8 protein-coding genes are annotated in these 7839 nt (G+C 74.0%); 1 reads left to right on the top strand and 7 read right to left on the bottom strand.

Annotation, left to right across the window (positions count from 1 at the left end; translation table 11 throughout):
• From IPZ69_RS45640 to IPZ69_RS45625, 4 genes are all read right to left on the bottom strand, one after another.
• Positions 1-122, bottom strand: a 122-nt coding sequence (locus IPZ69_RS45640) for a TFIIB-type zinc ribbon-containing protein (protein ID WP_235460827.1), incomplete at its 3' end; no start/stop codon positions are given.
• An 80-nt stretch (positions 123-202) separates the two neighbouring features.
• Positions 203-1153: a phosphotransferase family protein gene (locus tag IPZ69_RS45635; RefSeq protein WP_235460826.1), complete on the bottom strand. Its 951-nt coding sequence runs from the start codon at positions 1151-1153 to the stop codon at positions 203-205.
• Between the two features lie 169 nt (positions 1154-1322).
• Positions 1323-1520, bottom strand: a complete 198-nt coding sequence (locus tag IPZ69_RS45630; protein ID WP_235460825.1) for a hypothetical protein — start codon at positions 1518-1520, stop codon at positions 1323-1325.
• Positions 1521-1717: 197 nt separating this feature from the next.
• Positions 1718-1993 (bottom strand): hypothetical protein, encoded by a 276-nt coding sequence (locus tag IPZ69_RS45625; protein WP_235460824.1) that lies wholly within the window; start codon positions 1991-1993, stop codon positions 1718-1720.
• A gap of 196 nt (positions 1994-2189) precedes the next feature.
• Here IPZ69_RS45625 and IPZ69_RS45620 point away from each other — a divergent pair, with 196 nt between their 5' ends.
• Positions 2190-3530 carry a serine/threonine-protein kinase gene (locus tag IPZ69_RS45620; protein WP_235460823.1) on the top strand — a complete coding sequence of 447 codons (1341 nt, stop codon included), beginning with the start codon at positions 2190-2192 and terminating at the stop codon, positions 3528-3530.
• A 25-nt stretch (positions 3531-3555) separates the two neighbouring features.
• Here the strand turns inward: IPZ69_RS45620 and IPZ69_RS45615 are convergent, their stop codons facing one another.
• The 3 genes from IPZ69_RS45615 to cobT all read right to left on the bottom strand — a co-directional run.
• Positions 3556-4374 (bottom strand): TrmH family RNA methyltransferase, encoded by an 819-nt coding sequence (locus IPZ69_RS45615; RefSeq protein ID WP_235460822.1) that lies wholly within the window; start codon positions 4372-4374, stop codon positions 3556-3558.
• A gap of 64 nt (positions 4375-4438) precedes the next feature.
• Positions 4439-5683, bottom strand: coding sequence for a uroporphyrinogen-III C-methyltransferase (gene cobA, locus IPZ69_RS45610; protein ID WP_235460821.1), 1245 nt, complete (start codon positions 5681-5683; stop codon positions 4439-4441).
• Between the two features lie 144 nt (positions 5684-5827).
• A partial coding sequence (gene cobT, locus IPZ69_RS45605; RefSeq protein WP_235460820.1) for a nicotinate-nucleotide--dimethylbenzimidazole phosphoribosyltransferase occupies positions 5828-7839 on the bottom strand: 2012 nt, incomplete at its 5' end.

Genomic DNA, 7839 nt, shown 5'->3' with positions numbered 1-7839 from the left:
CGGGTCAGCGCCTCCAGCTCGCCGTAGTCGAGAAAGATGCCGCGGCAGCCGCTGCACTGCTCGATCTGGACGCCATTGCGGTTGTACGTGTGCATCTGCGCATGGCACTTCGGACACTGCATGGTCGGCTCAACTCCTCGCCGGTAGGTCCTGCTTCGTGTTTCCCCAGGACAGACTCAGTCCGGCCCCGGTCGGTTGCACCCTACTTCGGGAATCCGCCCGCCAACTGTGGGGGTACGGAACCCATTCGGTCACAGGCGTCGACCAGGGCCTGCTCCACCTCGTCCAGCGGGCGGTTTGCCGCCAGGGCCTTGGTGACGGCGAGGGCCGCGGTCTGGACGGTCAGGGCGCGGGCCGGGACGTCCAGGGCGGGCCAGGGATCGCCGTACGCGGGCACCGCCGGGCCGCCGGCCGCGCGGTAGGCGGCCAGGAAGCGGGTCCATTCGTCGGGCGGGAGGAGACCGCAGGCGTACCAGGCGGCGGGCCGCGCGAGGTCCCAGGCCGCGACGCCCAGGCCGAGGTCGTCGACGTCGATCAGCCGCCACGGGCCGTCCGGGGACGGGTGGCGGACGAGCTGGCCGAGGTGCAGATCGCCGTGGCAGAGGGCGCCGGGGCCGGGCATGGGGGCCCCGGCGCGGGCCCAGAGCGGGAGGGCGGCCCAGGCGCGCCGGATCGGGGACGCGGCGGGGTGGGGTTCGCGTGCTGTGGAGAGGGCCGCCCGGAGCCGGGCCATCGCGCGGGCGGCCTTGGCGGGGCCGCGCATCGGGGGCAGGCCCGCGGGCGCCGGGCAGCGGTGGAGCCGGGCGAGCAGGGTGGCCGCGGCTTCCCAGGGGGCCGCGTCCGGGTCGTCCGGGTCCACCGGGGTGCCGTACGGCCAGAAGGTCACCGGGCGGTCGGCCACGGCGGCCGGATCCGGGGTGAGCGGGGAGAGGAGGATCTCGGGGTGCCGGGCGGCCGTGGCGAGCCGGAGCGCCAGCTCGGCCCGGTCGGTGTCCCGGGCATGAGCCTTGGCGACCGCGCCGCCGTGCCGCACGACGGTGACATCGGGACGGTCGGCGAGGGTGACGCTCGCTCCGCAGGCGCAGGGGGCGCCACCGGGGTGGGCCGTGGCGGTGGCCTGGGCGGTGAGGTGCGGGAGTACGTCTGCGGTCACGGGGTCCCTCGGGCGGCTACGGATGTCCGGCGAGCGTACGCGCACAGCAATGCCGGCGCAGCTCCCCAGCTGCGCCGGCATCTGTGCCGTCCGCCGCACCCCCGTCCCCACGGGGTTTCATGGGTGGATGTCCCCGCCCGGACCGCTCTTCCGGGCCTGGGGTCGCCGCTCAGCGCCCCAGCATCACGCCCACGGACGACGCCTGTGTCGCCACTGTCTCCCAGCCGTCGAAGACGAGGAGGAGCAGCGCTGCCAGGGGAAGGGCCATCAGCGTCGCCACCAAGGGGTGGCGGCGGCCCGTGCGGCGCGTACGGAACGCGGTGCGTCCCTGGGTGCGGATGAAGGTCCGCGGTGCCGGGTGGGCCATGGTCCCTCTCCTGACCGTCTCAGTTGTCGTTGGCAGCGGCGGATGTCTGACCTCGGGGGACGAGTGCTGCACCCGCCGCTTGACCTCAAATCTAGGCGCGCGGCGCCCGGCGGGCGTCATGCCTTCGTACCGATTGGCGGGCCTCCCCGAGGATGAGCTCTCACCTGTGGACTACTCCCCTGGGTGGAGACGGGGACCTAGGACTCAGGGTCATCCCGGAGTGGGCGCCCGGAGTGTTCCCGTTTTTCCGAGCTGTCCTCGCGCGGCACCGGCTGCTCGACCAGGGCCAGGACTCGGTTCGCCATGAAGCGGGCGGTACGGACCACGGTGCCGCTTCGCGTGACTTCGCTCACTTCCACGACACCTCGGCGTACCGCCGTCTCCACCCTGCGGCCCGCTCTGCTCGCCACCACCTCGTACGTGCGGGTCGTGTCCCCCGCGTCCACGACTATCTCCACCCGGTCACCCTTCACTCGCCCAATCCCCCTTCTGTGACGGCTGGTTGGGTTCACGGCACGACCAAAGGCGCCCCGTTCGCCCGCTCTCTGACCACCCTTCAATTCTCCCACCCGGCACTGACAATCCATCGGGCCGAGAGGGCGCGGCCTCTGCGCGCAGGCGGCTGTGGAAACGTAAGCTGTGCCACGTCACACGGACCGGGCAGCGGGGATGAACATGGCGATGATGCGCCTGAGGCGCGAGGACCCGCGCGTCGTCGGCTCGTTCAGGCTTCACAGACGGCTCGGCGCGGGCGGCATGGGCGTGGTCTACCTGGGCTCCGACAAGAAGGGGCAGCGGGTCGCCCTGAAGGTCATCCGCCCCGATCTGGCGGAGGATCAGGAGTTCCGGTCCCGGTTCGCGCGCGAGGTCTCGGCGGCGCGGCGGATCAGGGGCGGGTGCACGGCACGGCTCGTCGCGGCGGATCTGGACGCCGACCGGCCGTGGTTCGCCACGCAGTACGTGCCCGGCCCCTCCCTGCACGACAAGGTCGCCGAAGAGGGGGCGCTCGCGACGGCGGAGGCGGCGGCGATCGGTGCCGCCCTGTCCGAGGGGCTCGTCGCGGTCCACGAGGCCGGCGTCGTGCACCGGGACCTGAAGCCGTCCAACATCCTGCTGTCCCCGAAGGGGCCGCGGATCATCGACTTCGGCATCGCCTGGGCGACCGGCGCCTCCACCCTCACGCACGTCGGCACGGCGGTCGGCTCCCCCGGCTTCCTGGCGCCCGAGCAGGTGCGCGGCGCGGCCGTCACGCCCGCCACGGACGTGTTCGCCCTCGGTGCGACGCTGGCGTACGCCTCGACCGGTGACTCGCCCTTCGGGCACGGCAGTTCCGAGGTGATGCTCTACCGCGTGGTCCACGAGGAGCCGCTGCTGCACGGCGTACCGGACGCGCTCGCCCCGCTGGTGCGGGCCTGTCTGGCGAAGGACCCCGAGGAGCGGCCCAGCACGCTCCAACTCTCGCTGCGGCTCAAGGAGATCGCGGCCCGCGAGGCGCAGGGCATGGCCGACGTACGGCCGCCCGCGCCGCGCACCGCGGAGGCGGACCGGCCCACGGGGCGGCTCACCGAGAGCCATCCGGAGCAGCAGCGCGCGCAGCGGCGTCCGCAGTCCTCCCCTGGCACGCCCCTGCCGCGCGGCGGCCCCGCGTCCCGGGGCGGTACGCCCGCACGCGGCGGCGGTGTTCCGTCACGGCCGGGCGGGGCGCGTCAGACACCCGCCTCGCGGGGCGGCACGCGGTCCGGGAGCGGGAGCCGTCCCGCTCCGCGCAGCGGTGCCGGCCGTCCAGGGCCGCGCACCACGGGGACCGGCCGGCGGCCCGCCAATCCGCGGCTGCTGCGGCAGCGGCTGTTCGTGTTCGTCGTGGTGACCCTGCTGGTCGCCCTCGGCATAGCGGTGGCGCAGGGCTGCCAGGGGCCCGCACGCGGGCTCGGCGACATGGGGAGCGTCGTGTCGAGCGGTCACGGCAACGGGCACGCGCGCGTGCCCGTATCGCCGGACGTCAGGGAGTAGCCGGAGCGCGCGGCGGCCGGTTCCCTCAGGACTCGGGGCGGCCGGTGGCCACCGCGTAGAAGGCGACCGCGGCCGCCGCGCCCACGTTGAGGGAGTCGACGCCGTGGGACATGGGGATGCGGACCCATTCGTCGGCGGCGACCAGGGCCTGGGTGGACAGGCCGTCGCCCTCCGCGCCGAGCATCAGGGCCACCCGGTCCATGCGGTGCGGGGCGGCCTCGTCCAGGGACGTGGCCTTCTCGTCCGGGGTGAGCGCCAGGAGGTTGAACCCGGCCTCCCGGACCGACTCCAGGCTCTTGGGCCAGGTGTCCAGGCGGGCGTACGGCACGGAGAAGACCGCGCCCATGGAGACCTTGACGCTGCGGCGGTAGAGCGGGTCGGCGCAGTCGGGCGACAGCAGCACCGCGTCCATGCCGAGCGCGGCGGCCGACCGGAAGATCGCGCCGATGTTGGTGTGGTCGTTCACGGACTCCATGACCACCACCCGGCGGGCGGAGCGCAGCAGCTCCGCCGCCGTCGGCAGCGGCTTGCGCTGCATGGAGGCGAGCGCGCCGCGGTGCACGTGGTAGCCGGTGACCTGCTCGGCGAGTTCCGGGCTGACCGCGTAGACGGGCGCCGGGAGTTCGTCGATGACGTCGCGCATGACGTCGACCCACTTGGCCGAGAGCAGCATGGAGCGCATCTCGTAGCCGGCGTCCTTGGCCCGGCGGATGACCTTCTCGCCCTCGGCGATGAACAGGCCTTCCGCCGGTTCGCGCTTGCGGCGCAGCTCGACGTCGGTCAGACCCGTGTAGTCGCGCAGGCGCGGGTCGTCGGGGTCCTCAACGGTGATGAGATCGGCCACAGGGTGATACTGCCTTGTCCTGGGTGTGGTGCCAACGGCTCGGAACGGGTCACGTTACCCGCGGTTACTCGGAGGGCTCCGCGGCGGACCGCGGACCCACGCCGACGACCGCGCCGACGACGATGACCGCCGGGGGCTTCACGTCCTCGGCGCGCACGGTCTCGGCGACGGTCGCCAGGGTCGCGTCGACGCGGCGCTGGGCCGCCGTCGTGCCCTCCTGGACCAGGGCGACCGGGGTGTCCGGGGACTTCCCGTGCGCGACGAGCGTCTCGGCGATCTTCCCGATCTTGTCGACGCCCATCAGGATCACCAGGGTGCCGGTGAGCTTCGCGAGGGACGGCCAGTCGACCAGGGAGCGCTCGTCGTCGGGGGCGACATGGCCGCTGACCACGGTGAACTCATGGGCGACGCCCCGGTGGGTGACCGGGATGCCGGCCGCGCCCGGCACGGAGATCGAGCTGGAGATGCCGGGCACGACCGTGCACGGGATCCCGGCCTCCGCCAGCGCCTGGACCTCCTCCATGCCCCGGCCGAAGACATAGGGGTCCCCGCCCTTGAGCCGCACGACGGACCTGCCCTGCCGGGCGTGCTCGATCAGCGCGTTGTTGATGGCCTCCTGGGCCATGAAACGGCCGTACGGGATCTTCGCCGCGTCGATCACCTCGACGTGCGGGGGGAGTTCGGCGAGCAGGTCGCGCGGGCCGAGCCGGTCGGCGATGACGACGTCCGCCTCGGCGAGCAGGCGACGGCCGCGCACCGTGATGAGGTCGGGGTCGCCGGGACCGCCGCCGACCAGGGCCACGCCGGGCGTGCGGGTCCGGTGGTGCGGGGCGACGAGCGTGCCGTCGCGCAGGCCCTCCACGACCGCGTCGCGGATGGCGGCGGTGTGCCGGGGGTCGCGGCCGCGGACGTCCGTCGTCAGCACGGCAACCGTGACGCCCTCGCTGTGGCCGGTCGCCGGGGTCCAGGCGGTGGCCGCGTCGGCGTCGTCGGAGCGGACGCACCAGACGCGGTGCCGCTCGGCCTCGGCGGAGGCGGCGGTGTTGGCCTCGGCGTCGCTGGTGGCGATGAGGGCGTACCAGGCCTCCGCCAGGTCTCCGTCCTCGTACCGGCGGCGCTGCCAGGCGATCTCGCCGGCGTCCGCCATGGCCTCGACCGAGGGGGTCGCTTCCGGGGACACGAGAAGGACGTCCGCGCCGGCCGCGATGAGGGCCGGGAGTCGGCGCTGGGCGACCTGGCCGCCACCGAGGACGACCACGCGGCGGCCGGTGAGGCGGAGGCCTACGGGGTAGGCGGGATGTTCGGCCATGAGGGGCGGCTCCTCGTACAGGCGGCGATGCGGTGGGCGCGCTGCGCCTTCGGAGCGGCCCTGACGTGCGGATTTTAAGGTGCGGACGGGATGGGCGGCACGGTGGTCCGATGGCTGAACACCGGACCGCCCGCGCCGCCGCGGCTACTTCTCCGTGACTCCGGCCGAGTCGAACGTCGCCACCTCGTGCATCGCCCGTGCCGTGCTCTGCACCAGCGGCAGGGCGAGCAGCGCGCCGGTGCCCTCGCCCAGGCGCAGGTCGAGGTCGACCAGGGGGCGCAGGCCGAGCTTGTTGAGGGCGGCGACATGGCCGGGCTCGGCGCTGCGGTGGCCCGCGATGCAGGCCGCGAGGACCTCGGGGGCGATGGCGCGGGCGACCAGCGCGGCGGCGCCGGCGCTGACGCCGTCCAGGATCACCGGCGTGCGCAGGGAGGCGCCGCCGAGGAGCAGGCCGACGATCGCCGCGTGCTCGAAGCCACCGATCGCCGCGAGGACGCCGATCGGGTCGGCCGGATCGGGCTGGTGGAACTCGATGGCGCGGCGGACGACCTCGGTCTTGCGGGCCAGGGTCTCGTCGTTGATGCCGGTGCCACGTCCCGTCACCTCGGCCGGGTCGGCGCCCGTGAACACCGAGATCAGGGCGGCGGACGCGGTGGTGTTCGCGATGCCCATCTCGCCGGTGAGCAGCGCCTTGTTGCCGGCCGCCACCAGGTCGCGGGCGGTCTCGATGCCCACCTCGATGGCCGCCTTGGCCTCCTCGCGGGTCATCGCGGGGCCCGTGGTCATGTCGGACGTGCCCGCACGGATCTTGCGGGGCAGCAGGCCGGGCGTGGCGGGCAGGTCGGCGGCGACACCCACGTCGACGACGCAGACCTCGGCGCCCACCTGGTTGGCGAAGGCGTTGCAGACCGCTCCCCCGCCGAGGAAGTTCGCCACCATCTGGGCGGTGACCTCCTGCGGCCAGGGGGTGACGCCCTGGGCGTGCACGCCGTGGTCGCCCGCGAAGATCGCGACGGCCGCGGGCTCCGGGATCGGCGGCGGGCACTGCCGGGACAGGCCCGCCAGCTGCGCGGAGATGATCTCCAGCATGCCGAGCGCGCCGGCCGGCTTCGTCATCCGCTTCTGCCGTTCCCAGGCCTCGCCGAGCGCCTTGGCGTCCAGCGGGCGGATACCGGCCACGGTCTCGTTGAGCAGGTCGTGCGGGTCCTCGCCGGGCAGCGCGCGGCGGCCGTACGTCTCCTCGTGCACGACCCACGACAGCGGGCGGCGCTTGGACCAGCCCGCCTGCATCAGCTCGGGCTCGTCCGGGAACTCGTCGACGTACCCGACGCACAGGTAGGCGATGACCTCCAGGTGCTCGGGCAGGCCGAGGGTGCGGACCATCTCGCGCTCGTCGAAGAAGCTGACCCAGCCGACGCCGAGGCCCTCGGCGCGGGCGGCGAGCCAGAGGTTCTCCACGGCGAGCGCGGCGGAGTACGGCGCCATCTGCGGCTGGGTGTGCCGGCCGAGGGTGTGCCGGCCGCCGCGGGTCGGGTCGGCGGTGACGACGATGTTCACCGGGGTGTCGAGGATGGCCTCGATCTTCAGTTCCTTGAACTGCTTCGCCCGGCCCTTGGGCAGCGACTTGGCGTACGCGTCGCGCTGGCTCATGGCCAGTTCGTGCATGGTGCGCCGGGTCTCGGCGGACCGGATGACGACGAAGTCCCAGGGCTGCGAGTGGCCCACGGACGGCGCCGTGTGGGCGGCCTCCAGGACGCGGAGCAGCACCTCGTGCGGGATCGGGTCGCTGCGGAAGCCGTTGCGGATGTCGCGGCGCTCGCGCATCACCTTCAGGACGGCCTCGCGCTCGGCGACGTCGTAACCGGGCGCGGCCGGACCGGTGGAGGGTTGTGCTTCTGCCACGGCGGCCGTGCTCTCTTCCTGATCGGCGACCCGGGTGTCCAGGTCCTCCGCGTGCTGTACGACTTCGGGGTGGGGCTCCTCCTGCGCCGCGGCCGGCACAGGTGCGGGTTCGGCCTCGCGCGGGGCGGGCACCGAGGCGACGGGCCCCTGCGGATCCTGCAGGGGCAGCACCAGCGGCTGCGGCGGGGTCGGGGCCAGGTGCGGGGTGGTCGGCACCGTCCCCTCGACCGGCACGAACTGCCCCAGCGGCTGAT

Source organism: Streptomyces olivochromogenes, assembly GCF_021538895.1.
Lineage (GTDB): Bacteria > Actinomycetota > Actinomycetes > Streptomycetales > Streptomycetaceae > Streptomyces > Streptomyces olivochromogenes_A.
This window is presented reverse-complemented; position numbering and strand designations above follow the sequence as displayed.